A 26,476-nucleotide genomic window follows, 5' to 3' on the forward strand; every position below is an offset into this window, starting at 1 on the left:
TCAAGGCTTTATTCTCCCTTGAAAATTATTTTTTTAACACTTTTTAACATTTTTCAACCGATTTCTTAAAGAAAAAACTGCCACAAATGCCCTATTTAGGCTCTGCAGCAGTTCTTTTTTTTTAATATTTTTTAACATCTTCCTATCTCGTGAAGAGTAATTCCCTGTATTTGGTGAGTGGCCAAAGCTCATCATCTACCATCATTTCTAAAGCATCGGAGGCTTCTCTAATGGCATCAAACTTAGGTTTTACCTCTTGGCAATACGCCTCGGCTTGCTTCTGATGATTGCTGATGGCTTGCGCCTTGGCTTTGGCTTTTAACAACTCATCTACACCAACTTTAATTTTAGATACATTTTCAGAAATATCCTTAATGAGCTCCATTTGTTCTTTACCCAAACTCTTAAACTCCTGAGCACCAAAGATTTCCTTTAAACCTTTAACATTGTCTATCAGACGGTTTTGGTATTTTAACGCCGCTGGGATAATGTGATTTCTTGCAATATCCGACAGTACTTTGGCTTCTATATCAATATTAGCGGAATATTTTTCTAATTTGATTTCGTTCCTTGCCTCAAACTCTCGGTGGTTGTAAATTTCTAGGTCTTGAAATAAATCTACAAACTTTTTATCTAACTCATTCTTAAGGGCTTCTGGTGTAGTTTTAAGATTGTTGAGTCCTCGTTTTTTGGCTTCTTTTGCCCAATCTTCGGAGTAGCCATCGCCCTCAAAAATAATCCTTTTACAATCCCGAACATATTCTCTAAGGACATTGAATATCGCCTCATCTTTTTTGAGATTTTTGCGGTCTATCACTGCATCTACTTCGGCTTTAAACAATCTTAACTGTTTAGCAACCATCGCATTAAGCGCGGTCATCGGTTCGCCACAATTGGCAGAAGAACCTACGGCTCTCAGTTCGAATTTGTTCCCTGTAAAGGCGAATGGCGAAGTTCGGTTTCTATCCGTGTTATCTAAAAGAATTTCAGGGATTTTGCCGACTACATTTAGTTTTAAATCAGTTTTTTCCTCTGGGGATAATTTACCATCGGTTACCTTTTCCAACTCTTCTAAAACGGCAGAAAGTTGTGAACCAATAAACGCCGAAATAATGGCTGGTGGAGCTTCGTTGGCGCCCAAACGGTGGTCGTTACTCGCAGAAGCGATGCTGGCTCTGAGCAAATCGGCATAATCGTGAACGGCTTTTAAGGTATTGATAAAAAAAGTTAAGAATTGTAAGTTTTTCTTCGGATTTTTGCCTGGACTTAGGAGATTTTCGCCCGTGTCTGTCGCCAACGACCAGTTGTTATGCTTGCCGCTGCCATTAACGCCTGCAAACGGCTTTTCGTGGAACAAAATATGAAAATGATGTTTGTGTGCCACCCTCGCCATAATATCCATCAATAGGGAGTTATGGTCTACTGCCACATTGGTTTCTTCAAACATCGGTGCGAGCTCAAACTGGTTAGGCGCTACCTCGTTATGCCTTGTGGTAACGGGAATGCCGAGTTTCATACACTCAATTTCCAATTCCTTCATAAAATTCATCACCCGTGTAGGAATGGAGCCAAAATAATGGTCATCCAACTGTTGTCCCTTCGCTGGAGAATGCCCCAAAAGCGTACGACCCGTAAAAATTAAATCTGGTCTGGACTGATACAGCGCGCTATCCACCAAAAAATACTCTTGCTCCCAACCCAAAGTAGCGGTTACCTTGGTTACATTTTTGTCAAAATAAGCTTTGCAAATGCTGGTCGCTGCCTCATCTACCGCGTGGAGGGCTTTGAGAAGAGGTGTTTTATAATCCAAGGTTTCGCCTGTATAAGAAATAAAAATCGATGGAATACAGAGTGTTGTACCCACGATAAACGCTGGCGATGTAGGATCCCAAGCGGTATAACCACGGGCTTCAAAGGTATTTCTAATGCCACCATTCGGGAAGGAAGAGGCATCGGGTTCTTGCTGAATGAGCATTCCGCCATCAAAGCGTTCTATAGCCCTGTCGCTCTCTATGGGCGTGAAAAAAGAGTCGTGTTTTTCTGCCGTAGATCCCGTAAGTGGCTGGAACCAGTGGGTATAATGCGTAGCCCCCTTAGAGAGCGCCCAGTCCTTCATCGCTACTGCCACTTGGTCTGCAATATCTCGCTGAATTTTGGCACCTTTTTTCACGGCATCCATAATGGAGCTAAACGCCTCTTTGGTGAGGTACGCCCTCATGGTTTGCTCTGAGAATACATTTTCGCAAAATAACTCGGAGAGTTTTTTAGGGACATTCACGGCGTTGTCTTTTCTGAAATCCATAAAAGGCAACTTAGCTAACGCTTTAAATCTTAGTGATGACATAATGAGTGTATTTTTTATGGGGCTAAATTACAAAAAATACTTAAATAAAAACCATTACCCCTAAAATAATTAGGGGTGATGGTTTAATTTATATAAAATCTACTTCCGAACTCGCTTTGCCCAATTGTCCATTTTTTGCTCTAAAACCTGCAGTGGGAGGCAACCTTGGTTCAATAACTCATCGTGAAATTGAGCCAAATTGAATTGATTACCCAATTCTGTGGCATATTTTTGCCTCAATGATTGTATTTTCATTGCACCAGTTTTATAACTAAGTGCTTGCCCAGGATAAGCCATATAGCGCTCTATTTCTGCCGTTGCTGCGGCTTCATCATAGGCGACATTGCTCAGAAAATACTGAATGGCTTGCTCACGGTTCATTTTTCCAGTATGGATCCCCGTGTCTACCACTAAGCGCACAGCACGCATCATTTCATCGCTTAGAGCGCCCATTTTTTGATAAGGATCTGTATAAAGCCCCAATTCCGGGCCCAAGGATTCACAATAGAGCGCCCAACCCTCGCCATAAGCACCAATCCAACCGAAACGCAAAAATTTAGGCAGCGCCGTATTCTCTTGCTGTAACGCGATTTGATAGTGGTGCCCAGGTATAGCCTCGTGGAGAAATAGGGACTCCATTCCAGAAGTTACATTAAATTCTTTAGGGTCAGGAATGGGAATATAAAAAATACCATTGCGCTTGCCATCGGGCGTTCCAGGCAGATATTCTGCACTGGCTGAAGCTTCTCTAAATTTTTCGGTTTGCCTAATTTCAAAGCCTGTTTTTGGGACTACATTAAACATCGTTTTTAGCTTAGGCTCTATTTTAGCAAGCACTGCATTGAAGGCGTTCAATATTTCTTGAGAGGTATGGTAAGGCTTGGCTTTAGGGTCTTTTTTCACAAAGGATAAAAATTCCTCTAAACTCCCTTGAAAATTGAGTTGGTTTTTTACTTTCTCCATTTCGGCTCTCAGGCGCGCCACTTCTTCTAAGCCTTTTTGATGAATTTCTTCAGGCGTTTCATTCGTGGTCGTCCAATGCTTCACTTGGTATTGATAGATTTCTTTTCCCTTAGGCAGGGCGTTGTAGCCATCAGTATCCCGAGCATTAGGCAAATATTCTTCTTCTAAAAATTTTGCCATTTTTTGATAAGCGGGTATAATTTGATCGAGGATCACCGCTCTATATCGTTTTGTAAAATCTTGCCGTTCCACCGAAGATAGCGCCTTTGGAAAGTGATGAATAGGGTTAAAAAAGATATTTTTAGACTCTTTGGTAGAAGTCAACTCCTCGGCATTCATCTGCGGTATCATCTTTAAAACTAAACTTTTCGGCAGCGCCATATGGTCTTTAATTCCTAATCTAAAATTGGTGATCGCCATATCCATCCAATTGGGAAAAGCCTCCATTCTTTTGAGCCAATTTTCATAATCTTCCTTCGTTTCAAAAGGTTGGCTCCCCTGCCCACTACCCAACAACGGAAACTCCAATGGCAAGCCAGAAAACTGGGTAAATGGAAAATATTCTGGGTGATAGCTATAGCTTTCTATTTGGTCTTTTAGCTGATAATCCAATACATTATACACCACCTTTTGGGCATCGGTTAGTTGGTTGTAATTGATGCCTTCCAACCTCTTAATCATCTGATGATAAAACGCTGTTTCCTCCGATATTTGGGCTTTATCTAAATTTTGCGGTAAGATATCATTAAAGCGTCTATCGCCCTGCGCTGTAGCCTCCAGCGGATGGTATTTAAGGTAGCCATCGTAATAAGTTGCTGCAAGGCTGTCAAGGCTCGTGTGCTCTGGAACAACAGCTATAGGCGTATCACTTTTTTTGCAAGCTCCTAAACAAAATAGAGCGATGAAACTTATATAATTTAAAATTGATTTCATTATTGATAATATTGAATTTTATTTTTTAAACATTTGAGAAAAGAAATTCCACATCACAATACCGCCGCAAACACTCACATTTAAAGAATGTTTGGTACCATATTGAGGGATTTCAATAAAGGCATCATATTGTGCCAAAGCGGACTCGCTAAGCCCTTCTACCTCGTTGCCAAGAACCAGTGCATATTTTACTGAAGGTTCTATTTTAAAGTCATCCAACATCACGCTATCTGTGGTTTGCTCTATGCCTATAATTTGATAACCTACTGTTTTTAAATGAGATAAAGCCGTGTTTATGTCTTTTTCATAATGCCAATCCACGCTTTCTGTAGCGCCCAAAGCGGCTTTATGAATCTCCCGATGAGGCGGATGAGGCGTAATCCCGCAAAGCACCAATTTTTCAACCGTAAAGGCATCTGCGGTACGGAATATAGCGCCTACATTATGCATACTTCTAATTTGGTCTAAAACCACTACCAATGGCATCTTTTCCTGCGCTTTAAAGGTTTCTATATCCACCCTGTTCAGCTCTTCTAATTTCAGTTTTTTCGTCATTTTAGTATTAAAGTCAGAAATTTTTAATCTGCGATAGGGTACAAAGATAAGGTTTTAATTGATTTACATTATTTCTTCTTCTCAAAAAACCTTATCTTTGCCTTTATGATTGAGCGTTTACCTCGTGTTGTGATTATTGGTGGTGGAGCGGCAGGTTTTTTCTGTGCGGCTAATTTAGACCATTCTCGGTACCATATCCAGATTTTGGAACAAAATGCCGAGGTGCTCCAGAAAGTCAAAATCTCTGGTGGTGGGCGCTGTAACCTTACCCACGCTTGTTTTGACCCACGCGAGTTGGTACGGTTTTACCCTCGTGGGCATAAAGAATTGTTGAGCGTTTTCAGTAAATTTCAGCCTGCCGATACTATGGCGTGGTTTCATGCCGAAGGTGTTCCTTTAAAAATAGAAGCCGACCAGCGCGTGTTTCCAGAGTCTAACAGCTCGCAGACCATTATCGATACACTGTGCCGAAAAGTGGAAAATCAAGTGGAAGTCCTAACCAAAATCACAGTGAAAGACATCACCCCGCGCGAAAACGGCGGTTACCTCATCACAACAAACCAAAACGATATAGAGGCAGACCTCATCATTTTTACCACAGGGAGTTCGCCTAAGGCTTTTCGGTTGTTGGAGCGGTTGGGGCATCGCCTAATTCCGCCTGTGCCTTCTTTGTTTACTTTCAATATTAAAGATGCCCTTTTAGAAGGACTTTCAGGCACCAGTTTTCCTTATGCTGAGGTCAAAATCACCTTATCTAAAGCCGAGGAAAGCGGCGCACTACTGATCACCCACTGGGGTTTGAGCGGTCCTGCCATCTTAAAATTATCCGCTTGGCAAGCCCGCCATTTAGCCGATTTGAATTATCAATTCGACTTGGAAGTCAATTTTTTAGGCACCACCGTGGAAGACGCTTTTCAAAATTTAAAAGATTTTAAAACAGAACACGCTCATAAAAAATTATACCAAATCAAACCGTTTGAAATCACTTCTCGCTTTTGGGTTCGGATATTAGAAACGGTATCCATCAACCCTGAGGAACGATGGGCGCAGCTTTCTAAGGCGCAATTATTGCTCATCGCTGAGACTTTATGTAAAAAGCGTTTTAAAGTCAATGGCAAGTCTACCTTTAAAGAGGAATTTGTAACGGCAGGTGGGGTGAGCCTTAAAGAAATAGATTTTAAAACCATGGCATCTAAACGACTCCCGAATTTCTACATTGCGGGAGAAGTGCTGGATATAGACGCCGTTACAGGTGGATTTAACTTCCAAGCTTGCTGGAGTGAGGCGTGGCTGATTGCCCAACACCTGAACCAAACAACACATCATCAACCATAAAAAATACTTTAAAACTATGGCAAATAAAGCACAATTTATAGAAGATCTCAACAGCAGATACCAATCTAAAGGCGAGAGTATTGCCCTCGGAAAAGGAATGTTAGACGGTGAAGTTATCAAAGAAGTAGATGTTAAACTTCCGCTAAAAACCATTAACCGCCACGGGCTGATTGCTGGTGCCACGGGAACAGGAAAAACCAAAACGGTGCAAGTTTTTGTGGAACAACTTTCTCACGCAGGCATTCCTACATTAGTTATGGACATTAAAGGGGATTTTTCTGGCATCGCTGAAAAAGGGGCAGAGAACGACATCATAAAAGAGCGCTACGCCAAAACTGAACTTCCGTACACGCCGCAAGCCTTTCCAGTGGAATTGATGAGCATTTCTGGCGCTAAGGGCGTGCAACTGAGAGCTACCGTGACCGAGTTTGGTCCTGTTTTGCTAAGTAAAATTTTGGGGCTTAACGATACGCAGAGTAGCATTATGTCCATTGTTTTCAAATATTGTGATGATAAAAATTTACCCCTCATCGACTTAGAAGACCTGAAAAAAGTGCTACAATATGTTACCACAGATACCGAGGGCAAAAAGGAACTTTCGGAAAATTATGGTTCCATTGCGCCTGCCTCCCTTGGGGCTATTCTGCGTTCCATTGTGGCATTAGAGCAAGAGGGCGCCACCACCTTTTTTGGAGAACCGAGCTTTGAGGTGCAAGATCTCCTCCAAACCAGAGATGGCAAGGGCGTCGTTAATATTATGAGAGTAGATGATATTCAAAATAAGCCCAATCTGTTCTCTACTTTTATGCTGTCTTTGTTTGCGGAGATTTACCTCACTTTTCCAGAAGAAGGCGATAGCGGCAAACCGAAATTAGTTCTCTTTATTGATGAAGCCCACTTGATTTTTAAAGAAGCCTCTAAAACACTCTTAGCGCAGATAGAAACAATGGTGAAGCTCATCCGTTCCAAAGGTGTCGGCATTTATTTCATCACGCAAATCCCTGGAGATGTGCCAGAAAATGTATTGAGCCAACTGGGGCTGAAAATCCAGCACGCCCTGAGAGGCTTTACCGCCAAAGACAGAAAAGAAATAGACAAAGCCATAGAAAATTACCCTATCACGCCTTATTATAAAGCCACAGAACTCATCCAAAATTTAGGTATTGGCGAGGCGTTTGTAACGGCATTAGATGAAAAAGGCATCCCTACACCATTGGTTCAGACCTATTTAATTTCGCCAGAAAGTAGAATGGGTACGCTCACAGCTTCAGAAATAGACAGCCTGACTCAAAATTCAACATTGGTGAGAAAATACCAAAACAGCATTGATAAAGAAAGTGCCTACGAAATTTTAACCCAACGGATGACGCCTGCCAATGCGCCTGCAACCGAGCAAAAAAGTGCCCCTGCCGAGCGCAAAAAAACAGCGGAAGAGCCCAGCGTTTTTGATAGTGTACTCAAAAGCCCAATGGCAAAAACTTTCGGTACCACGCTGATGAGAGAAGGCGCCAAAGCCATCTTAGGAATGTTAGGGCTAAAAGCGACCACCAGACGCAGAAGATAATTCAAAAATTTGAGCAGCGGGGTCTTGGTGGCAAGGGCTTTTTTATGAAAATCTACTTGGCGCCAAGACTTCAGCCTTTGTAAAAAGCAAGAAAATAGATGTATTCCATTATAGATATAGAGAGTAATGGTGGTGCGTTTCGGGAGGAGTGCATTATAGAAATTGCGATCTACCAATTTGACGGGCATCAGATTACCGACCAGTTTAGCTCCATCATCAACCCTGAGGCTAAAATTTCTTTTTTTGTACAGAAATTAACGGGTATTACGCCTAAAATGGTAAAAACAGCGCCTAAATTCCACGAAGTGGCTAAGCGCGTGATAGAGATCACACAAAACACCACTTTGGTGGGACACAATGTGGAATTTGATTATCGGATGCTCAAGCAATCCTTCAAGCGGTTAGGCTATGATTTTGAGATAGAGACCATAGACACCCTCCCTTTGGCAAAAAAACTAATTCCTGATGAAGCCAGTTATTCGCTGGGGAAGCTCTCCAAATCCTTAGGGTTTCCTATTGCGGAGCACCATAGAGCCGCCGGCGATGCCAGAGCAACTTTGGATTTATTTAAGCTCCTACTGACCAAAGATAGAGCCCACGAAATTATAGAAGCCCACCACCAAGAGCGGCAAGCCAAAACTTACCTCAACCATACCAAAGTGATTACGGAACATCTGCCCGCTCGCAAGGGAATTATTTATTTTCAAAATGCGGATGGCAAGGTGCTTTTCTTCCGTTATGTGGAGGATATTTATCGGTTTGCGAAGACCGTTTTCAACGCCCATTCTCCGCGTTGGCACAAGCTACAAAAGGCGACTACGCAGGTTTCTTTTGAGTTGGCACCTTCGGATTTATTAGCGCATCTTATGGCTTCCACACAAGGTTTGAGTATTAAAAGTGCTTTCAATTATGGGCTTTATTTCCAAGATGAAATATGGACGGTTGCCAAGAGTACGCGCAATGCTTTGGTCAAATTTCGCACCCTTTCTCAGGCGAAAAAAGCTTTGGAATACATCAATCAAAAGCAATTTAACGAGGGTGAGTTGAAAGCGCTCATTTCGGTTAAAAATCAAAATTTACTCCTGACAGGACAAGGCAGAACCCGTGGCGAAAAGTCCTTTATATTGCTGGAAAATGGGAAAATCACAGGCTACGGCTTTTACGATTGGTTTTCGCAAATCAGTACCTATGATAAAATTTCTAAACTTAAAATCTCTGTAGAGCATACCACGCCTGCGGTCTATAACGAGCTCAAGTTGGCTTTTTTAAGAAATGAGTTTAAAAAACAAGAAATTCCCGCTTAGTTTTCTTTGCGTTTTTTGGTTTTAGCGCCTTTAAATTCATCACGGATAAATGGGTATTTCTGTTGCATATCTTGCACCAAACTTGGATCCATCGTGAGAGCGATTGCCAAATATTCTCGGGCTTCTAAACTTTTACCAATGTTAAAATAAGCATTGCTCAACTGATAAAAAAGTTCGGCTCTATGGTGGATCTTTAAGGCTTTGTGCAGGGCTTCCACCGCCTCTTGATAACGCTCCACAAGCATCAACACTTCGGAATAAGCGTACCAATTATAGAAACGATTGGGCTCTGCCTCCACCAACCGATGCAAGCATTCTAAACTTTCTTCAAATTTTTCCGAATCAATGTACAGAAAAGCCAATCTTTTCTGATATTCTATATTGTTCTCATTAAGCAAAGTGGCTTCTTTTGCGAAATAAAGTGCCTCTTGCATATTGCCCATATCCTCGTAGAGGAAAGATTGTTCCATCATCGCTAAATAAAACTGTGGGTCTTCTCTTAGCGCTTGCTGGAAGGCTTGCATCGCTTTTAGAGGTTGGGCTGCCGCCTTATAGCAGAGTCCTATTTTATAATAAGTATAGGCTTTGGTGTACTCTATTTCTAACATTTCTTGGTACACAGCAATAGCTTTGTCCCAATCTTTTAGCGCTTCGTAACAGGCAGCTTTATTGGCATAAACGCCTATAGCATCAGAGTTGATTGCCAGAAGATAGTCAAAACCACGGATGGCTTCTTCATAATTTTTCTTGTTGAAATACAACTGTCCGTACTCAAACCACGCCGTTTCTGAAAATGGAAACTCGTTGATATAGTGATTGATAAACTCTTGCGCTTCCTCGTTTCGGTTGAGTTTACCGAAGCACATCATCACATTTTCTAAGGCATAATCATCTTGTGGGTCGTATTTTAATGCCGTTTGATAATGTTTTAATGCGTTAAAAGGGTCGTCTAAATTGACATACTCATCTGCGATGAAGTTGTGCAAAAAATTCTCTTCTTCTTTGAGTTCCAGGGCTTCTTCGCAATAGTCTATGGCGCGTTTGGAATTGCCTAAAATAGAATAATATTTAGCACAGCACACCAAAAAATCAGTGGTTTCTATCGCCACATTTTTAAGTTCTTGGATGAGTTGCTTGGCATGCGAATATTGCTGCAATTCTAAAAGCACTTCTAACTTTTTAGTTTTGAGAGCGATAGACTGCGGATGCAACTTTAATCCAAAATTAACTGCCATTTCGGCAAAGGTAATATCTCCTAATTCTAAATAGTGGATGACTATTTCCTCTAAATCATCAGCATCAAAATAGCGTTCTTCATTGTTTTCTATCATTTCTTCGAACTGTCTTGCCAGCTCGTTTTCAAAAAATTCTTCCATATAAAATGTAGCATCTGTGCTTGTGTTCTAAAGGCTAAATGCCCCAACCTTAAGCAATGCTTTGTTTAATTTCTTCTATAATTTGATCTGCCAAGGCATCTGCCTCTTGCTGAGAAGCAGCCTCGGTGTAGATGCGTATAATAGGCTCTGTATTGGATTTTCTTAAATGAACCCAATTGTTTGGAAAGTCTATTTTTACGCCATCTACAGTTGATATTTCTTCGTTTTTGTAGCGCTCTGCCATTTTTTCTAAAAGAGCATCTACATCAATATCAGGGGTGAGTTCTATTTTCTTTTTACCCATAAAATAGGCTGGGTATGTTTTTCTCAGTTCTGATACGGTTTTATTCTCCTTAGCCAAATGGGTCAAAAATAAAGCCACACCCACCAAAGAATCTCTGCCATAGTGCAAATCTGGATAAATAATACCGCCATTGCCCTCGCCGCCTATCACGGCATTTTCGGCTTTCATCAATGTGACAACATTCACTTCGCCCACGGCACTGGCTTTATAATCTGAACCCAAGTTTCTCGCCACATCTCTAAGTGCTCGGCTGGAAGAAAGGTTGGACACTGCCACGCCTTTTTGATGTCTTAATAAATAATCTGCCACGGCAACCAGCGTGTATTCCTCACCAAACATCTCGCCATTTTCATCTATCAAGGCTAATCTGTCCACATCTGGATCTACCACGATGCCTAAATCGGCGTGTTCTTTTTTCACCAACTCGCAAATGTCGGTCAGATGTTCTTTTAATGGCTCTGGATTGTGCGGAAAATGACCATTAGGCTCGCAGTAGAGTTGGACCACCTCGCAGCCCAATTGCTCCAATAGTGGCGGCAGCGCAATGCCTCCCGTAGAATTAACGGCATCTAAAACGACTTTAAATTTCTTCGCTTTAATGGCTTCTGCATCTACCATCGGTAGGTCTAAAATCTTTTGGATATGAATATCAAAACCATCATTTCGAGTTTTATAAGTTCCTAATGCGTCTACCTCTGCATATTGGAAATCTTCGCTTTCGGCTAATGCCAAAACTTGAGCGCCATCTTCGCCGCTGATAAACTCGCCTTTGTCGTTCAACAACTTCAAGGCATTCCATTGTTTCGGGTTGTGAGATGCTGTGAGGATAATCCCGCCATCAGCCTTCAACTCTGGCACTATCACTTCTACCGTTGGTGTGGTAGAAAGCCCTAAATCTATCACATGAATACCCAAACCTTGCAGCGTAGCCACCACAAGAGAAGAGACCATAGCGCCAGAAATACGGGCATCGCGCCCAATTACCAAAGTGAGGTCTTTTTTATTTTTCTCCTGCTGTAGCCAAGTTCCAAAAGCGGAGGTAAATTTAACCACATCCAGCGGCGTTAGGTTATCATTAACCGCACCACCAATAGTTCCACGAATTCCTGAGATAGATTTAATCAGTGCCATTTTGTTTAGTTTAATGTCCAATTGATATGCAAAGATAAGGTTTTATCTCAACTTAATCCACATAATTTCTCAACAAAATAAGGCCTCAATAAAATCAAGATTCACCCCCTCCAACTTAAACCCCAAATACAGGGAAAGCGCAAGCACCGCTCATCAAACAAAAATCATCTTGGGGCTTCAAATAAAAAATGCTACTTTTGTATGGTTTTAAAATCAACTCTTATGAAAAAAGAAAATATCATCAAAAAAATTATTGAAGAACAACAGAAAGTCATCAGCAACTTCCAAAACTCTGTGGAGCGCTTCCGCAATGCATCAGACTTAGATGAAGAAGCCACGCACGACAGAGAGGACTTCTCCCACCAGACCGAGGCTAAGGATATGCAACTCCGCTTTGAGCAATTGGTAAAAAGCGCCGAAGCCAACCTCCTCTTTTTAGAAAAAGCCATAGATGAACCCCGCACGGGCATAGAATCTGGCGCCTTAATAGAAACGGATAAAAACTATATTTTCATCGGGATTTCCGTATCGCCGTTTAAAATCCAAGATAAGGAGGTCATCTGCATCTCCGAAGAAGCCCCTATTTTCGCCAAAATAAAAGATGCCAAAATAGGCGACACCATTGATTTTGGTAGCCATCAAATTCAAATCATCAGCATTTCTTAAATCCTAACCTTATGAACACACGCAACATCAAACCCTTCGCCATAGGCTTAGCCCTACTGAGCGTGGTCTATTGCAAGAAAACAGAGGCTACACCAGCCACCACAGCAGAAAGCGCCACCACGGTAGAGGAAGATTTGGTACAGCCTGAAATCATCTTAACCAATGCCGAGGGCACGCCGCTTAAAGTCGTTTACTTCGCCGAAGGCAATGCCGTAGCGGTTAAGCTGACCAAGGCGGAAGAACCGCAGAAAACCCTACACGCCAAAGGCACTTCCGAGAAGGGCAACCCCCTCTTTACCGACGGCGAGTGGACTTGGGAGATGTCCGAAGATGGCACAGGCGGCACCCTTACCGATGTCCAAGGCAAAACCAGCGTTTTTAAAAAATAAACTATGGAAGTCTTAGGCTATGGTTGTGCAGTCATCATAGGGCTCATCCTTGGGCTCATCGGGGGCGGAGGCAGTATCCTGAGCGTTCCCGTGCTGGCGTACCTCTACCATTTAGATGCCGTTACAGCGACCGCCTATTCCTTATTTGTGGTGGGCTGTACCAGTGCTGTGGGCTCCGTGGGGTATTTTAAAGCGCGCCAAGTCCGCCTAAGCACAGCGCTATGGTTTGGGTTACCCTCGCTACTGGGGGTTATTTTCTCCAGACGCTTGGTGGTGCCGCACCTCCCCCACTACATTATCCACCGCTGGGGCATTACTCTGACCAAAGATATGTTCCTGCTCCTCGTTTTTGCAGTGCTGATGCTCTTAGCCGCCTATAAAATGATTGCCGCTGCCAGCATCTCCCCCACCAGCGCCAAACCCTCGGCAGCACGCACCACGCTACTGATTTCGCAGGGATTGTTGGTCGGCATTGTTACAGGGCTCATCGGCGCTGGCGGGGGCTTCCTCATCGTGCCTGCCTTAGTGATGCTCTTAGGGCTTAAGATGAAAGAAGCCGTGGGAACTTCCCTATTCATCATCGCCATCAATTCGTTGATTGGCTTTGCCAGTTCGTTGGATAGCCTCAGTATCCGCTGGACTTTCCTCCTTACCTTTACCGCTTTATCCATTTTAGGGATTTCAATCGGGCTGATGCTCGCTAAAAGGATAGACGGCAAGAGACTAAAACCGCTCTTTGGGTGGTTGGTACTCGTCATGGGCATTTACATTATCATTAAAGAATTATTATTAACCTCAAGATAAAACCATAAAAAAAGATCTCACAATGAATATAGAACAAATATACACAGGCTGTTTAGCACAAGGCGCTTACTACATTACCGATGGGAAAGAAGCCGCCATTATAGACCCTCTTCGCGAGGTACAGCCCTATATAGACCGCTTGGAGAAAGATGGCGCTACGCTTAAATATATTTTTGAAACCCACTTCCACGCCGATTTCGTTTCTGGGCATTTAGACCTTAGCCGAAAGACTGGCGCACCCATTATCTACGGCCCTACAGCCAACCCAGATTTTGAAGCCACCATTGCCGAAGATGGCGCTATTTTTCCGTTAGGGAATATCAAAATCAAAGTCCTCCACACCCCAGGGCATACTATGGAGAGCAGCTGTTTCCTCCTGATTGATGAGCAAGGCAAGGAAATCGCTCTTTTTAGCGGCGACACCCTATTCTTAGGCGATGTGGGGCGCCCCGACTTAGCACAGAAAGCCACCAACCTCACACAAGAGGCTTTAGCGGGACTCCTCTACGATAGCCTTTATCAAAAAATACGCCCTCTGCCAGATGAGGTGACCGTATACCCTGCACACGGGGCGGGCTCGGCGTGTGGCAAGAATATGATGAAGGAAACCGTGGACACCTTAGGACACCAGAAAGAAATCAATTACGCCCTCAACCAGCCCAATAAAGAAGCCTTTATCAATGCCGTTTTAGATGGGCTAACCGCACCACCGCAATATTTCGGAATGAATGTCGCAATGAACAAAAGCGGCTACAAAAGCTTTGATGAAGTGATGAGCCACGGGCACCGCCCCCTTTCTGTGGAAGACTTTGAAGCCATTGCCGAGGAAAGCCACGCCTTAATTTTAGACACCAGAAACGCCGCCGACTTCCACAAAGGCTTTATCCCGAATGCCATCAACATTGGTTTAAAGGGAAGCTTTGCCCCTTGGGTAGGCGCTATGATTGTAGATGTACAGCAACCGCTCCTCTTGGTTTGTGATAAAGGCACCGAGGAAGAAGTGATCACCCGACTTTCGCGCGTGGGCTTTGACCATGTTTTAGGCTTTTTAGATGGCGGTTTTGAAGCTTGGAAAAACGCAGGCAAAGAAATAGACACCATTACCCGAATTTCTGCGGAAGACTTTGCAAAGCGCTATACGCCAGATGCCCAAGTGGTAGATGTAAGGAACCTCGGAGAGTATAGTGCCGAACATCTTGTAGATGCCCTGCATTATCCATTAGGAGAGCTCAACCAATGGGCGATCAAGTTGGGCGACCAGCCCTTCTACCTCCACTGTGCTGGGGGCTACCGCAGTATGATTGCCGCCAGCATCCTCAACTCTCGGGGGATTAGAAATTTCATCGAGATTGACGGCGGATACAATAAAATCAAGGATACAGACCTCCCCAAAACGGATTTTGTCTGTCCTTCGCAACTTAAATCTTAACCGATGATGAAGACGAAATACTGGCTTTTCAGTTGTATTTTAGCCTTAGGCATAGGCTTCGGCAGGGCGCAGAAAGTGGCACTTGCCGACCTCATCAACCAAAAACAAACGGTACTCATTGATGTGCGCACACCAGAGGAGTTCGCCGAAGGCAGCGCCGCAGGAGCGCTCAACCTCCCGCTGAGCCAATTGGCTCAGCATTTAGACCGTGTGCCCAAACATCAGCCCATTATCGTGTTTTGCAGAAGTGGCAAAAGAGCCGCCGAAGCAAAGAAATTATTGGAGCAAAAACAATATCATCAAGTGTATAACGGAGGCTCTTGGCAGTCTATAAAATCTTTACAAAAAATGAATATCTTAGACCAAATTCAGTTCAGTGCAGAAAAACCCAGTGTGGTGATCATCAAAAAAGATGAAACCGTAAAATACTTTGCCGTAGGTTTGGCAAAAAATACCGTGTTAAAAAAACACACCACCCCCGTACCCACCACCTTGGTTGTGATTAAAGGCAGCGTGGACTTCCTCATTCAAGGGGAGCGCCTTCGCCTTAACAGCTATGACACCTACGATATTCCTGTGAATATAGAACACGAGGTGGTGGGCGTAGAGGAGGAAAATATATTTTTAATCACCCAAGAAATCGGTTCTAAAGATGCTTAGTTGGTTCAAAAGTTTATTCGGAAAGTCGGCACCCAATTTCAAAAAAATGGTGCAGGAGGGCGCTCAGATTGTAGATGTTCGCACTGGCGCCGAGTTTTCTAATGGGCATATCCCCAATGCGCAGAACCTACCGCTCCAAGATTTGAAACAACAATGGCATCATTTAGATAAAAACAAACCCGTGATTACCTGTTGTGCCAGCGGTGTTAGGAGCGCTTCGGCAGCGGCATTGCTCAAGAATAATGGCTTTATCGCCTATAATGGCGGCAGCTGGAAATCGCTACAAAGACAAATTTCAAACTAACTAAAAAAAGAAAAACGATGTCCCAAAAGTTTAATGAATTGATACAGTCCGAACAGCCTGTGCTCGTGGATTTTTTTGCCACTTGGTGCCAGCCGTGCAAAGTGCAATCTTCGGTTTTAGAGCCTGTGAAAGCCAACATCGGTGAGGCTGCGAGAATTGTAAAAGTGGATATTGACCGCTATCCAGACATAGCCGCCACTTACCAAGTGCGCAGCGTGCCTACTTTAATTTTATTCCAAAAAGGCGAGGTACTTTGGCGCGGCAGCGGCGTCCACGATGTGAACACCCTCACTCAAATCATTCAGCAACATTTATAATTTTAATCCTTATCCATAAAAAATCCATAGACCTATAACGCTCTATGGATTTTTGGTTGAATTTGATTTTGCTGTTAGCAATTGAGGATGTTCCCCAAAGACTCAATATGCTCGTGGGCGGTCAGGTCAAATTTAACTGGCACTATGGTGATGTAGCCCTCGGCAAGGGCGTTTTCATCAGCCTCTGGCGAGGTATCCATATTATTAAAATAGCCTGTGAGCCAGTAGTATTTTTTGCCGTGAGGATTGGTGCGCTCGTCAAAATTTTCTTCCCATTTGGCATCGGCTTGTTTGCAAACCTTCACGCCTTTAATCTCTTCTTTTTTCAGTTTTGGGATATTGACATTCAGCACAATGCCTTTGGGTAAAGGGTGGGCTAAGGTTTTCTTCACAATCTCTTGGATGTAAGTTTTGGCTTGAGAGAAATCGGCATCCCAGCTGAAGTCTAATAATGAAAAGCCTATCGCCTGCAAGCCCTCCACACCTGCTTCCACCGCGGCAGACATCGTCCCTGAGTAGATCACATTGATAGAAGAATTGGCACCGTGGTTGATGCCAGACACCACTATATCGGGCTTTCGGGTTAATATTTTGTCCAGCGCGAATTTAACGCAATCCACTGGCGTGCCGCTTAGCGCATAGTCTTTCTGCGGTCCTTCCATAGAGATTTCCTCATAAGTAAGCGTGGAATTGATGGTAATGGCGTGCCCCTTCCCTGACTGTGGGGAGTTAGGTGCCACCACCACGACATCGCCAATTTCGTTCATAAAATCAACTAAATTCCGAATCCCAGGTGCGGTAATGCCATCATCATTGGTGACCAATATCAGTGGTTTTTTCATAAAAAATAATTTTTCACAAAATTAACTAAAAAATCTGTAGTAATGAGAAAATAGCCCTAAATTTGTCAGTTAAAAAATTATCATTACTTTTGAGTTTAAATATCCACTTTATATTATGTTTAAAAATTTAAAAATATCCAAGCTTTTACTCTTCATCCCGTTTACTACGCTTATTTTTTGTTTTAATTCGCCGAAGAATGATGATGAGAAAATGCAAACCATTATGGTGAGCGTTAAGAACACTTTGTCTTACCTCCACTATAGCCCTAAACCGATTAACGATGCCTATTCCAAAGAGGTTTATAAAGAATATTTAGGAAAAATAGACCCTGTAAAACGCTATTTCTTAAAATCTGATATTCAGGAGTTTGAAAAACACAAAACCCTATTAGATGATTACCTTAACCAAGGCGATTTAACTTTCTATAAATTAACGGTAGACCGCCTGTACCAGCGTGTGGAGGATATTGACAAGATTACGCAGGATATCTTTAGCCACCCTATTGATTTAAATGAAAATGAGGAGCTTATTTTAGAACCTAAACTCAAAACCTATCCTGCCGACCAAAAAGCCCTCTATGCCGAGTGGAAAAAATACATTAAGTATAACATTCTCCAAGAGATAGAAACCATCAACAGTCGAGAAGAGAGAAGAAAAAAAATGAAAGACTCTCTGATTGCCAATAAATTACCTGATACCATTAACCTTAAAATCCTCTCTCCTGAAGAGAAAAAAGTCAAAGCCACGAAGGAGATTAAAGACCTGATGAACAATATGTTCCGTAGATTTCAGAAAAGAAAAAGAATGGACTGGTTTACGGTTTATATGAACGCCTACACTGAGGTTTTTGACCCACACACCAACTATTATTCACCGAAGAATAAAGAGGATTTTGATGCCCAGTTCAAGGGTAAATTCATCGGAATTGGTGCCATTATCCAAGAGAAAAAAGGTAGCATTTATTTGGGCGAGCTGACTGTGGGTGCCCCTGCGTGGAAGTCTAAACAGCTGAATGCAGGAGATAAAATCCTCAAAGTAAAACCATCTCCAAAGGAAGAACCCATCAACGCCAGCGGAATGTTGGTTGATGAGATTGTAAGATACATCCGTGGTAAAAAAGGCGTGCCCGTAGTGCTCACCGTAATGAAACGCGATGGTACCATAAAAGATGTCACCCTCATCCGAGATGAGGTGCAGATAGAAGACACCTTTGCCCGAAGCCTGATGGTCAATAATGACAAAGGCGAAAAAATTGGCTACATCTACCTCCCAGGGTTTAATGTAGACTTTAAAGACCCCAATGGCAAAAACGCCTCTGATGATGTAAAAGCCGAAATCTTGAAGTTGAAAAAAGAAGGCGCCACACGCTTAATTTTAGACATCAGAAACAACGGCGGCGGCTCCCTCTCCGAGGTGGTGGATATGATGGGGCTCTTTATGAAAAACGGTCCCGTGGTACAAGTGAAAGATGGCAATGGCAAAATAGAAGTTTATAAAAATAAGACCAACACACCTGTTTGGGATGGTCCGCTATTGATTATGCAGAATGAACTCTCCGCCTCTGCCTCAGAAATTTTAGCCGCCGCGATGAAAGCCTATGGCAGAGCCGTAATCTTCGGTTCTCCGCAGTCTTTTGGCAAGGGAACCGTGCAAGTGATGGTAGACCTCAACCGCTTCCTCAACACTTCTGATGATTTTGGCGCGGTTAAGCTGACCATACAGAAATTTTACGGCATAGACGGCTCTTCTAACCAACTGAAAGGCGTGCCTTCGGATATTGTGCTTAAGGACTTTTTCTCTTATGCCGAAATTGGAGAACGCTATGAAGACTATGCCTTACCTTGGGATAAAATCGGTGCGGCGGAGTTCAAGGCTTTAGATGCTTTAGACCTGCCTACCCTCAACAAAAAAAGCCAAGAGAGAGTGGCTCAAAACAAAACCTACCAAATGCTCCAAGAATCTGCCATCTGGAAAGAAAAATTGGATAAAGAGGAAACAATCACCTTAAACCAAGCCCAATTTGATGCCTTAATGACGAAAAGAAAAAAACAATTGGAAGCCTTTAAACCTTTGGAAAAATACAACAATGGCTTGCAGTTTATTCTGCACCAAGATGAGCAACAACGGATGAAAACCGACACTACTTTCGCCAGAAAAAGCAAGCAATGGATCAAAAACCTTAAACGCGATCTATACCTACAAGAAAGTGTGAATGTTGTTTCTGATATTAAATAATTCTCAAAAATTAACCCTATACCCAACCAAAATAACACAACAGAATGAAAGAAAATGTAGACAAAATAACCGATGATGTTAGTCTTACATTTAAACAAATTTTAGAATACGAAATCTTTTCATTAGGCAAATACAGTCTTAGCGTTTATGAAATTGCCGCCGCTGCCATTATTGCGCTCATAGGCTTTTTCATCGCGAAGATGGTTAAAAAACTCATCTACAAAACCGATAGACTGGACCTTGGTAAGAAATTCGCTTTTTCACAAATCATCCAATACATTGTCTTTATCATCACTTTTTTTGTGGTGATGAAATCTTTGGGCATCAATATTTCACCGCTTTTGGTAGGTTCTGGTGCCATTTTGGTGGGGGTTGGTTTAGGACTTCAAAATTTATTTTTAGACTTCATCTCTGGCGTTATCATCCTCATTGACAGAACAATAAAGGTCGGCGATGTGATAGATATTGGCGGCGTGGTGGGGCGCGTGGAGCAAATCCATATGAGAACCACCTCCGTGATGACACGCGACCATAAAAGTATGATTTTCCCCAACTCTGTGCTCACTAAGGAAAAACTGATCAATTTTTCCCACGCTGATGATATGGTGCGCTTTGAGATAGAAGTGGGCGTACACTATGATACCGATATAGACCTCGCCACACAACTCCTCATTGAAGCCGCTTTGGAAAATGATTTCGTGGTTAAAGAAGAAACCTATCAACCCTTGGTCAGATTAGAAAACTTTGGTGATAGCGCCTTAGAGCTCAAACTTTTTTACTTCTCGGTACACCTGTTCCGTGCGCCACAAACCCGAAATGAAATCCGCAGGAGCATTCTCAAAAAATTCAGAGAAAAAGGCATCAACATTCCTTATCCTATCCGAACTTTGGAGTTAGGGCAAGACCTCGCCGAGCGCCTTCCATTCGGGAAAACAGAAGCAAAATAGTCGTTTTTTGTCACAATTACCACTTTTTTCTATTGGCGTAGTTTTGGTAGAAAATCCAAGGTCTATTCAAACCCATTACAATGAACCTCAATCTGATTACACAGCCTTTTTTAGAGAAATTCCCTGGTGATACTTCCGACAATCCTATGCAGCGGCAAACACCAAAAATGCTCTTTGCCACAGCGCTGCCTGTCCATTTTCCTCAACATCAATTGTTGGCTTTTAACCAAAACCTAAGCGAGGCGATTGGGCTGGGCGACATCACTTCTGCTCAAGATGAAGATTTTTTAGCCGCACAGAATTTGCCGCCTCACATTAAAACCTATGCTACGGCTTACGCGGGACATCAGTTTGGCAATTGGGCTGGGCAGTTAGGCGACGGCAGAGCTTTATTCGCGGGAGAAATTAAAAATACCAAAGGGCAACCTACCGAACTGCAATGGAAAGGCGCTGGCGCCACGCCTTATTCCAGATTTGCTGATGGGCGCGCTGTGCTCAGATCTTCCGTACGAGAATTTCTGATGAGCGAAGCGATGCACCATTTGGGCGTGCCAACCACCAGAGCCTTATCTCTCAGCGAAACGGGCGAACCCGTGGTTAGAGATATCTTATATGATGGGCATCCCAAAGCCGAAAAAGGCGCCATTGTGATGCGCACCGCTCCAACTTTTTTAAGGTTTGGACACTTTCAGTTGTTGAGCGCTCAAGAGGAAATAGAGACCCTAAAATACCTCGCAGATGATACTATTCTCCGCTATTTCCCTGAAATTGAGACACAAGAGGAACAAAAATACCATCATTTCTTTAGAGCTATTGTGCAAAAAACCGCACATCTGATGGTGGAATGGCAGCGCGTGGGCTTTACCCACGGCGTGATGAACACGGATAATATGAGCATTTTAGGGCTAACGATTGACTATGGTCCATTTTCAATGTTAGATGCCTACGACCTTAACTTTACCCCCAACACCACCGACCTGCCTGGGCGCCGCTATGCCTTTGGCAGACAAGCCGAAATGGCTCAATGGAATTTATGGCAACTCGGGAACGCTTTATTTCCGTTGATTAAAGAAGCCGCGTGGATTGAGGCGTGTTTAGAAGAATTTGCCACGCTATTTTGGAAAGGCTTTGATGAAATGTTAGCACAAAAATTCGGATTGGAAACCTTGATGCCAGAGGACACTTCATTTTTTACCCAATGGCAACAAATGATAATGGATTTAGAGTTGGATTATACCTTATTTTTTAATGCTATTGAAGATTCATCCCAAGCACCTAACTGGAATGAAATAAGCTATAAACCACTGGATACCAAAGAACAACAAACTTTGGAACAATGGTGGGAACGCTACCAAGAGCGCCTTTCAAAAAATCAAAATCCCCCTGAACAGCGCCGCCAAATGATGCAAAAGGTGAATCCTAAATTTATTTTGAGAAATTACCTCCTCTACGAGTGTATAGAAGCCCTCAACAACGGCGATACAACGATGCTCCACCAACTTATAGACGCACTAAAACACCCTTATGAAATGAAATATCCGCACTGGGCAGCCAAAAGACCTGAAAAATACAATAGTGTGGCGGGCTGTTCCACCCTTTCTTGCAGTTCTTAGCGGTTTTTAAGGTCATAAATCCAAGGGGAATTTAAAATCTAAACCTTATATTTAGGATAATTAGATTATTTTTGCAGAAATTTATATTTTGTGAAAACGCGGCGCTTTCATTGGCTTCAAATCATCTTTCCTTGCTCTTGGGTAGAGTGGGCGTTGTGGGCATTTTTCCTATTAGCCTATGGCAGTTTGAGCGTAGATATTGCGCAGAATTTCAGAATTATTTTTGATGATAGAATCCCGTGGGATGCCTATTTCAGCTTTGATAACAGAGCCATTGTGATGACTGGCGGCGGCTACGAGCGGCACCCATTGTCCAATTATTTTTTTGAAGCCATTAGGACTTTTTCGCTTTGGGTTTCCTCAGGGCAGAAGGGTGCCACTTTTAGAACTGCTTTAGCGTTGCTGAGTACCTTTACGGTCAGCCTTAGTATGGTGCAGGTTTACAAATACCTCCGAAACATCATTGCACTTTCCATCACTCCGAGTTTGCTTTTGGTGGGCTTTTTTAGCCTTTTCAGCACCAATATTTTGCTGTCTTTTACGCCAGAAACTTACACTTATACCCTATTCTTTTTAACCACTTTTAACTATTATGCCGCGCTAAAACTTAAGCACCACCAGAAGCTTTCTTTTGGAGCGCTCACCATTGCTAGCATCACGATTGGAGGGCTCACCATTACCAATATCGTGAAGGTTTATATCCCTGTTTTATTTGAAAAAGGGGCATTCCGTACGCCCAAAGAATGGCTCAAAACCTCCGCCAAAGTTCTGGGTTCTTTTGGTATTTTTATGCTGCTCTTTATGTCACGTGTAGGGTTTCAGTTTTCTGCATTTTTGGATAAATCGGGGCAACAGTACGAAAAATTTTCGCAGCCAAAGGTAGTACCCGTTTGGGATATGGTGGTTTCTTGGTTTTGGGGTGGCAATATGCTGTTTTCCAGTTTTTTGATCAGGGATTATCATTACCTCAACCAATTTCACTACAAAGCCTTATTTATGGAGGCTTACAGTGCGCCAATGTCTTATATTTTTGTGGGGGTTATTTTTCTTCTCATCGTGTGGGGTTATCTCAAAAATTTTAAAAAGCCTTTGGTTCAAATTCTGATGCTCTCTTTCCTCGTGGATGTTGTGATTCATGCGGTGCTTAAATTTGGTTTGCACACGGCGTATATCTATGGTGGTCATTTTATTTTTATTGTACCGCTGATGTTGGGCTGGCTCTATGCCTCGCTAAAAAGTAAATATCAAAACTATGCCTTGATGGTGCTCATCATTTTGACCTTATTTTTAGCGCTCAATAACGGCTACCGAATGCAAGAGTTTTTTGAATTTTTACACCTTTATTATCAATAATTTATTTTAATGCTATGAAAATCCTCTATATAGAAACCTCATCTAAAAATTGCTCCGTTGCCATTTCTGATCACGCACAATTGCTTTGCCTCTGCGAAGAAGCCTCGGAGAATTATAAACAAAGTGAAAGCCTACACACCTTTATCCAGTGGGCATTAGAAGGGGCGGAACTTCAGTTGCAAGATTTAGATGCCGTTGCCTTAGGAATGGGACCTGGCTCTTATACAGGATTGAGAATTGGTGCCGCTTCTGCCAAGGGTTTTTGTTATGGATTGGGCATTCCCCTCATCGCGATCAATTCTTTGGAAACACTGGTGGCGCCTTATATAGGACAAGATTTTGATTACATTATCCCAATGGTGGACGCCCGTAGAATGGAAGTTTATACCGCCATCTATCACGGACAAACAGGCGAAGCTGTTACGCCCACAGAAGCGAAAATTTTAGACGAAAAAGCCTACCAAGAATGGGCTGATAAAAAATTGCTTTTCGTAGGTGATGGTGCCAAGAAAACCCAAGAGCTCATCAATCTGCCCTATGCCACTTTTCTGCCTCAGAATTACCCTTCGGCACAGTATTTAATCAAAAAAGCGGTAGAAAAATACCGCTCTCAAGATTTTGAAAATATCGCTTATTTTGAGCCTTTTTATCTTAAAGACTTCCATGGTGTGAAGCGCCAACGCTGATTATAACTCTTTGACTTTCGGTTTTTTACGCTGACTTGGCGGTAATCTTTTCTTTTCAATGATATTATCATCTGGGCTGGGTACCTCTGGCTCAGGTTCTGCCGTTTTTATATTATTTTGCGGTATCTTATTTGGCGTAGCCTGTGCAGGCGCTTGGGGCTGTTCCAAATCGCTTTTGAGGTAATTGAGTAATTGTTGTGCCTTCTCCCCTTCTGGAAGTTTTTCATAATTGAGGGCAATTTGCTGAAGTTGCAAAATCATCACCTCTTTGCCTACGGTTTTTCCAGTATTATAAGCATTGAGTAAGGTTAATTTCGGCACCAATGCATCATTAGGATATTGCTCTAAAGTTTTATCTATCAATACTTTACTATTCTCATATGCGCCATCATTGTAAAGTTGAAATGCATTTTCATAAGCTTGAACCACCTCTGGCGCGCCTGCCATCAGCTGTTTTCTTTTCGGATTTCTTACAAATTCCGCATAAGGTGTATAAGGGAAGTCTTTCAAAATCAATTCTTTGGCTTCCTCTGCGGCGGCTGGATTTTTATCATAATTCATTGAAAATACCTGATAGAGGGCTTGTAATTTCACTTGATCTTCTGGCTGTGCCTTCACCAGATCCATTAAAGTTTTGGTGGCGAGTGGCGTGTTGTCAAAATAATCCTCATACATCTGCCCAAGTGCCAAAGTTGCCGTATCTCGCTCTTGTTTTAGGTGAGCAATTTCATCGGCATTGGTAGGAATTTGCTCCATATAAAACGCTGCCTCAAACCGCCGTGGATTTTTGGTTTCCGTTTTTCCCAGTGCTTGATTTTTCAAATCTTCAATGGTATTGGTCTCCGCAGAATAGCGCCAATTGTCCGCCAAAGCCCTATCCCCCCAGATTTGTTTAAAGTTAGCCTCGCCCTTAGAAACGGCAGTGGTATTCGCAAAATAAAAACCTTTGGAGGTATTTTGTCCAAAATCAACAAAGCCCCTCTGTTGGTCTTGCCCCAGAGAAGAGGCAAATTCTACCGTGCTAAAATCTTGATTTTTTTCGGCTTTCAGGCGAGCTTCCTCTTGGGCTTCTTGCTGTTTTAGGCGTTCTATATGAGTATTGAAAAAAGCTTGTTTCTGAGCATCATCCATTTTTGTTAATGCCAAAATGCTATCGTTTTTCTTAATCAAATAATAATTTTTTGACAGTTTTTTAATATTAGATGACAACTTCTCAAGTTCCTCTTTCTGAGGGCGATAAGTCATTGCTGCAACAGCACTATCATAATAACTGCCTGCCGCAATATAATCATCTTTACTGAGGTATTTCTTCCCGATTTCATAATAGGTGAGCCCTCTAATCTGTCCATCTGAAGCCTTTTCTTTTAGGGCTTTTTCAAAAAATTGTTGTGCCTCCTCATCCTTGCCTGCACGGAGCGCCATCAGCCCCAAGGCGTAATAAAATTCGTTCTTACGAGAGGCATATGTTCCTTTTTTAGAAAGGCTTTCCAAATAGCGCTTAGCCCCTTCATAATCATCAGTAGAAGCGTTAAAAGTCTTAGCGATTTCAATCTGAGATTTCACTTCAAATTCAAAATTATTGGATTTTTGGTAAGCCGTTGCAAAACTCTCCCTCGCCTCTTCATTCTTGCCCAAACTCGCGAGAATTTGCCCTCGGAGAAAGGCTATTCTACTTCTCAGATTTCTATTTTTGGTATCGGCATAGGCTTGGGAAAGAGCTTCTACGGCTTCCTCTTTTTGCCCCTGCGCCAATAGATTTTCGGCATAAAAAGCATTGAGCAAGCCTCGGTATTTTTTCTTGATATCGGCTTGTTGGAGTGTTTTAAAAATTTCATCGGCGCGGTGCTCATCTTTCATTTTAGAATAAAGACGAGCTTCGTAAATCTGTGCCAAAGGCAGGCGCTTATCCTGTTTCATATGCGACAGAATAAAGTTAATCGCATCTAAGGCTTCCAAATATTTGCCTTGGTACATTCTGGCTTGGGCTAAAATAAGATAAGCCTCAAACATCATCTTGTTGCGCTCCTCGCCATCTTTCATCACGCTATGGTTTTCAATGGCTTTTAGAGCTTTCGCTTCGGCAATTTCCAGCGTTTTAGCTCCTTTGGGATTGTTGTCCTCTTCGGGTGCATTGAACCCTGCAGCAAAGCGTGGCGTAGGATTTTCTTCTTCCGTTGCCTCCGCCTCATTTTCAAATGTAAATAACTGAATATAAGGCTTATAAAAGTTATCTTGATAATTTTTATTTCTCGTATTGAGTTCCGTTTCTAAGGCTTCTTTCCCATTAAACAAAGTGTTATAATAGGCTAAAAAATTATGGGTAACACGGTTGGTTGGGGCTTTCTTCCGAGAGGAACACGCTATCGCCACCGCCATTATGGTTAAAATTAGAATATATTTTTTCATCGTTATTTAGTATAA

The 26,476-nt window shown here is 42.5% G+C and carries 22 protein-coding genes; 15 read left to right on the forward strand and 7 right to left on the reverse strand.

The window, feature by feature from the left end; genetic code table 11:
* Positions 1-142: 142 nt before the first annotated feature.
* From NYR17_RS00135 to NYR17_RS00145, 3 genes are all read right to left on the reverse strand, one after another.
* On the reverse strand, positions 143-2,344 hold the full coding sequence (locus NYR17_RS00135) for a glutamine synthetase III family protein (protein ID WP_302505510.1): 2,202 nt from the start codon (positions 2,342-2,344) through the stop codon (positions 143-145).
* Positions 2,345-2,443: 99 nt separating this feature from the next.
* A complete protein-coding gene (locus NYR17_RS00140) occupies positions 2,444-4,240 on the reverse strand; it encodes a DUF885 domain-containing protein (RefSeq protein ID WP_302505511.1) in 1,797 nt (598 codons plus the stop codon).
* Positions 4,241-4,258: 18 nt separating this feature from the next.
* On the reverse strand, positions 4,259-4,795 hold the full coding sequence (locus tag NYR17_RS00145; protein WP_302505512.1) for an RNA methyltransferase: 537 nt from the start codon (positions 4,793-4,795) through the stop codon (positions 4,259-4,261).
* Positions 4,796-4,900: 105 nt separating this feature from the next.
* Here NYR17_RS00145 and NYR17_RS00150 point away from each other — a divergent pair, with 105 nt between their 5' ends.
* The 3 genes from NYR17_RS00150 to NYR17_RS00160 all read left to right on the forward strand — a co-directional run bounded on the left by NYR17_RS00150 (position 4,901) and on the right by NYR17_RS00160 (position 8,998).
* The gene (locus tag NYR17_RS00150; protein ID WP_302505513.1) at positions 4,901-6,130 is read left to right on the forward strand and encodes an NAD(P)/FAD-dependent oxidoreductase; all 1,230 of its coding nucleotides are present in this window, start codon (positions 4,901-4,903) and stop codon (positions 6,128-6,130) included.
* Positions 6,131-6,146: 16 nt separating this feature from the next.
* Entirely contained in the window at positions 6,147-7,694 is a 1,548-nt protein-coding gene (locus NYR17_RS00155; protein ID WP_302505514.1) for a helicase HerA-like domain-containing protein, read from the forward strand.
* 98 nt (positions 7,695-7,792) lie between these two features.
* Positions 7,793-8,998: a 3'-5' exonuclease gene (locus tag NYR17_RS00160; protein ID WP_302505515.1), complete on the forward strand. Its 1,206-nt coding sequence runs from the start codon at positions 7,793-7,795 to the stop codon at positions 8,996-8,998.
* Here the strand turns inward: NYR17_RS00160 and NYR17_RS00165 are convergent.
* The gene (locus NYR17_RS00165; RefSeq protein WP_302505516.1) at positions 8,995-10,374 is read right to left on the reverse strand and encodes a tetratricopeptide repeat protein; all 1,380 of its coding nucleotides are present in this window, start codon (positions 10,372-10,374) and stop codon (positions 8,995-8,997) included. The two genes, NYR17_RS00160 and NYR17_RS00165, sit on opposite strands and share 4 nt — an antisense overlap.
* 49 nt (positions 10,375-10,423) lie before the next feature.
* Positions 10,424-11,809, reverse strand: coding sequence for a phosphoglucosamine mutase (gene glmM, locus NYR17_RS00170; protein WP_302505517.1), 1,386 nt, complete (start codon positions 11,807-11,809; stop codon positions 10,424-10,426).
* A gap of 222 nt (positions 11,810-12,031) precedes the next feature.
* On the opposite strand from glmM, the gene NYR17_RS00175 reads away from it, so the two are divergent.
* The 7 genes from NYR17_RS00175 to trxA are packed head-to-tail and all read left to right on the forward strand — an operon-like array spanning position 12,032 to position 16,378.
* The gene (locus NYR17_RS00175; RefSeq protein WP_302505518.1) at positions 12,032-12,475 is read left to right on the forward strand and encodes a hypothetical protein; all 444 of its coding nucleotides are present in this window, start codon (positions 12,032-12,034) and stop codon (positions 12,473-12,475) included.
* Between the two features lie 11 nt (positions 12,476-12,486).
* Positions 12,487-12,864: a hypothetical protein gene (locus NYR17_RS00180; RefSeq protein ID WP_302505519.1), complete on the forward strand. Its 378-nt coding sequence runs from the start codon at positions 12,487-12,489 to the stop codon at positions 12,862-12,864.
* A 3-nt stretch (positions 12,865-12,867) separates the two neighbouring features.
* Positions 12,868-13,668 (forward strand): sulfite exporter TauE/SafE family protein, encoded by an 801-nt coding sequence (locus NYR17_RS00185; protein ID WP_302505520.1) that lies wholly within the window; start codon positions 12,868-12,870, stop codon positions 13,666-13,668.
* 22 nt (positions 13,669-13,690) lie between these two features.
* On the forward strand, positions 13,691-15,097 hold the full coding sequence (locus NYR17_RS00190; protein ID WP_302505521.1) for an MBL fold metallo-hydrolase: 1,407 nt from the start codon (positions 13,691-13,693) through the stop codon (positions 15,095-15,097).
* 3 nt (positions 15,098-15,100) lie between these two features.
* A complete protein-coding gene (locus NYR17_RS00195; RefSeq protein ID WP_302505522.1) occupies positions 15,101-15,757 on the forward strand; it encodes a rhodanese-like domain-containing protein in 657 nt (218 codons plus the stop codon).
* The gene (locus NYR17_RS00200) at positions 15,750-16,061 is read left to right on the forward strand and encodes a rhodanese-like domain-containing protein (RefSeq protein WP_302505523.1); all 312 of its coding nucleotides are present in this window, start codon (positions 15,750-15,752) and stop codon (positions 16,059-16,061) included. Before NYR17_RS00195 ends, NYR17_RS00200 begins: the two co-directional genes overlap by 8 nt.
* 17 nt (positions 16,062-16,078) lie before the next feature.
* Complete coding sequence (gene trxA / locus NYR17_RS00205; RefSeq protein WP_302505524.1) at positions 16,079-16,378, forward strand: thioredoxin; 300 nt, start codon at positions 16,079-16,081, stop codon at positions 16,376-16,378.
* 74 nt (positions 16,379-16,452) lie between these two features.
* On the opposite strand, the gene surE is transcribed toward trxA, so the two are convergent.
* A complete protein-coding gene (gene surE, locus NYR17_RS00210; RefSeq protein ID WP_302505525.1) occupies positions 16,453-17,220 on the reverse strand; it encodes a 5'/3'-nucleotidase SurE in 768 nt (255 codons plus the stop codon).
* A 115-nt stretch (positions 17,221-17,335) separates the two neighbouring features.
* Between surE and NYR17_RS00215 the strand changes: the two genes are divergently transcribed.
* The 5 genes from NYR17_RS00215 (at position 17,336) to tsaB (ending at position 24,055) form a co-directional block, all read left to right on the forward strand.
* Positions 17,336-19,456, forward strand: coding sequence for a carboxy terminal-processing peptidase (locus NYR17_RS00215; RefSeq protein ID WP_302505526.1), 2,121 nt, complete (start codon positions 17,336-17,338; stop codon positions 19,454-19,456).
* A 44-nt stretch (positions 19,457-19,500) separates the two neighbouring features.
* Positions 19,501-20,403: a mechanosensitive ion channel family protein gene (locus NYR17_RS00220; protein WP_302505527.1), complete on the forward strand. Its 903-nt coding sequence runs from the start codon at positions 19,501-19,503 to the stop codon at positions 20,401-20,403.
* Between the two features lie 80 nt (positions 20,404-20,483).
* Complete coding sequence (locus NYR17_RS00225) at positions 20,484-22,016, forward strand: protein adenylyltransferase SelO (RefSeq protein WP_302505528.1); 1,533 nt, start codon at positions 20,484-20,486, stop codon at positions 22,014-22,016.
* Between the two features lie 90 nt (positions 22,017-22,106).
* Complete coding sequence (locus NYR17_RS00230; RefSeq protein WP_302505529.1) at positions 22,107-23,369, forward strand: DUF6080 domain-containing protein; 1,263 nt, start codon at positions 22,107-22,109, stop codon at positions 23,367-23,369.
* Between the two features lie 14 nt (positions 23,370-23,383).
* Positions 23,384-24,055, forward strand: a complete 672-nt coding sequence (tsaB, locus tag NYR17_RS00235; protein ID WP_302505530.1) for a tRNA (adenosine(37)-N6)-threonylcarbamoyltransferase complex dimerization subunit type 1 TsaB — start codon at positions 23,384-23,386, stop codon at positions 24,053-24,055.
* Here the strand turns inward: tsaB and NYR17_RS00240 are convergent, their stop codons facing one another.
* Positions 24,056-26,461 carry a tetratricopeptide repeat protein gene (locus NYR17_RS00240; protein ID WP_302505531.1) on the reverse strand — a complete coding sequence of 802 codons (2,406 nt, stop codon included), beginning with the start codon at positions 26,459-26,461 and terminating at the stop codon, positions 24,056-24,058.
* Positions 26,462-26,476: the final 15 nt, after the last annotated feature.

The organism is Riemerella columbina (assembly GCF_030517065.1).
Taxonomy (GTDB): Bacteria; Bacteroidota; Bacteroidia; order Flavobacteriales; family Weeksellaceae; genus Riemerella; species Riemerella columbina_A.

Bases quoted from the DNA above. Each gene is read 5' to 3' on its own strand.
- NYR17_RS00135 (WP_302505510.1), bottom strand. From the start codon at position 2,344: ATGTCATCACTAAGATTTAAAGCGTTAGCTAAGTTGCCTTTTATGGAT.
- NYR17_RS00140 (WP_302505511.1), bottom strand. From the start codon at position 4,240: ATGAAATCAATTTTAAATTATATAAGTTTCATCGCTCTATTTTGTTTA.
- NYR17_RS00145 (WP_302505512.1), bottom strand. From the start codon at position 4,795: ATGACGAAAAAACTGAAATTAGAAGAGCTGAACAGGGTGGATATAGAA.
- NYR17_RS00150 (WP_302505513.1), top strand. From the start codon at position 4,901: ATGATTGAGCGTTTACCTCGTGTTGTGATTATTGGTGGTGGAGCGGCA.
- NYR17_RS00155 (WP_302505514.1), top strand. From the start codon at position 6,147: ATGGCAAATAAAGCACAATTTATAGAAGATCTCAACAGCAGATACCAA.
- NYR17_RS00160 (WP_302505515.1), top strand. From the start codon at position 7,793: ATGTATTCCATTATAGATATAGAGAGTAATGGTGGTGCGTTTCGGGAG.
- NYR17_RS00165 (WP_302505516.1), bottom strand. From the start codon at position 10,374: ATGGAAGAATTTTTTGAAAACGAGCTGGCAAGACAGTTCGAAGAAATG.
- glmM (WP_302505517.1), bottom strand. From the start codon at position 11,809: ATGGCACTGATTAAATCTATCTCAGGAATTCGTGGAACTATTGGTGGT.
- NYR17_RS00175 (WP_302505518.1), top strand. From the start codon at position 12,032: ATGAAAAAAGAAAATATCATCAAAAAAATTATTGAAGAACAACAGAAA.
- NYR17_RS00180 (WP_302505519.1), top strand. From the start codon at position 12,487: ATGAACACACGCAACATCAAACCCTTCGCCATAGGCTTAGCCCTACTG.
- NYR17_RS00185 (WP_302505520.1), top strand. From the start codon at position 12,868: ATGGAAGTCTTAGGCTATGGTTGTGCAGTCATCATAGGGCTCATCCTT.
- NYR17_RS00190 (WP_302505521.1), top strand. From the start codon at position 13,691: ATGAATATAGAACAAATATACACAGGCTGTTTAGCACAAGGCGCTTAC.
- NYR17_RS00195 (WP_302505522.1), top strand. From the start codon at position 15,101: ATGATGAAGACGAAATACTGGCTTTTCAGTTGTATTTTAGCCTTAGGC.
- NYR17_RS00200 (WP_302505523.1), top strand. From the start codon at position 15,750: ATGCTTAGTTGGTTCAAAAGTTTATTCGGAAAGTCGGCACCCAATTTC.
- trxA (WP_302505524.1), top strand. From the start codon at position 16,079: ATGTCCCAAAAGTTTAATGAATTGATACAGTCCGAACAGCCTGTGCTC.
- surE (WP_302505525.1), bottom strand. From the start codon at position 17,220: ATGAAAAAACCACTGATATTGGTCACCAATGATGATGGCATTACCGCA.
- NYR17_RS00215 (WP_302505526.1), top strand. From the start codon at position 17,336: ATGTTTAAAAATTTAAAAATATCCAAGCTTTTACTCTTCATCCCGTTT.
- NYR17_RS00220 (WP_302505527.1), top strand. From the start codon at position 19,501: ATGAAAGAAAATGTAGACAAAATAACCGATGATGTTAGTCTTACATTT.
- NYR17_RS00225 (WP_302505528.1), top strand. From the start codon at position 20,484: ATGAACCTCAATCTGATTACACAGCCTTTTTTAGAGAAATTCCCTGGT.
- tsaB (WP_302505530.1), top strand. From the start codon at position 23,384: ATGAAAATCCTCTATATAGAAACCTCATCTAAAAATTGCTCCGTTGCC.
- NYR17_RS00240 (WP_302505531.1), bottom strand. From the start codon at position 26,461: ATGAAAAAATATATTCTAATTTTAACCATAATGGCGGTGGCGATAGCG.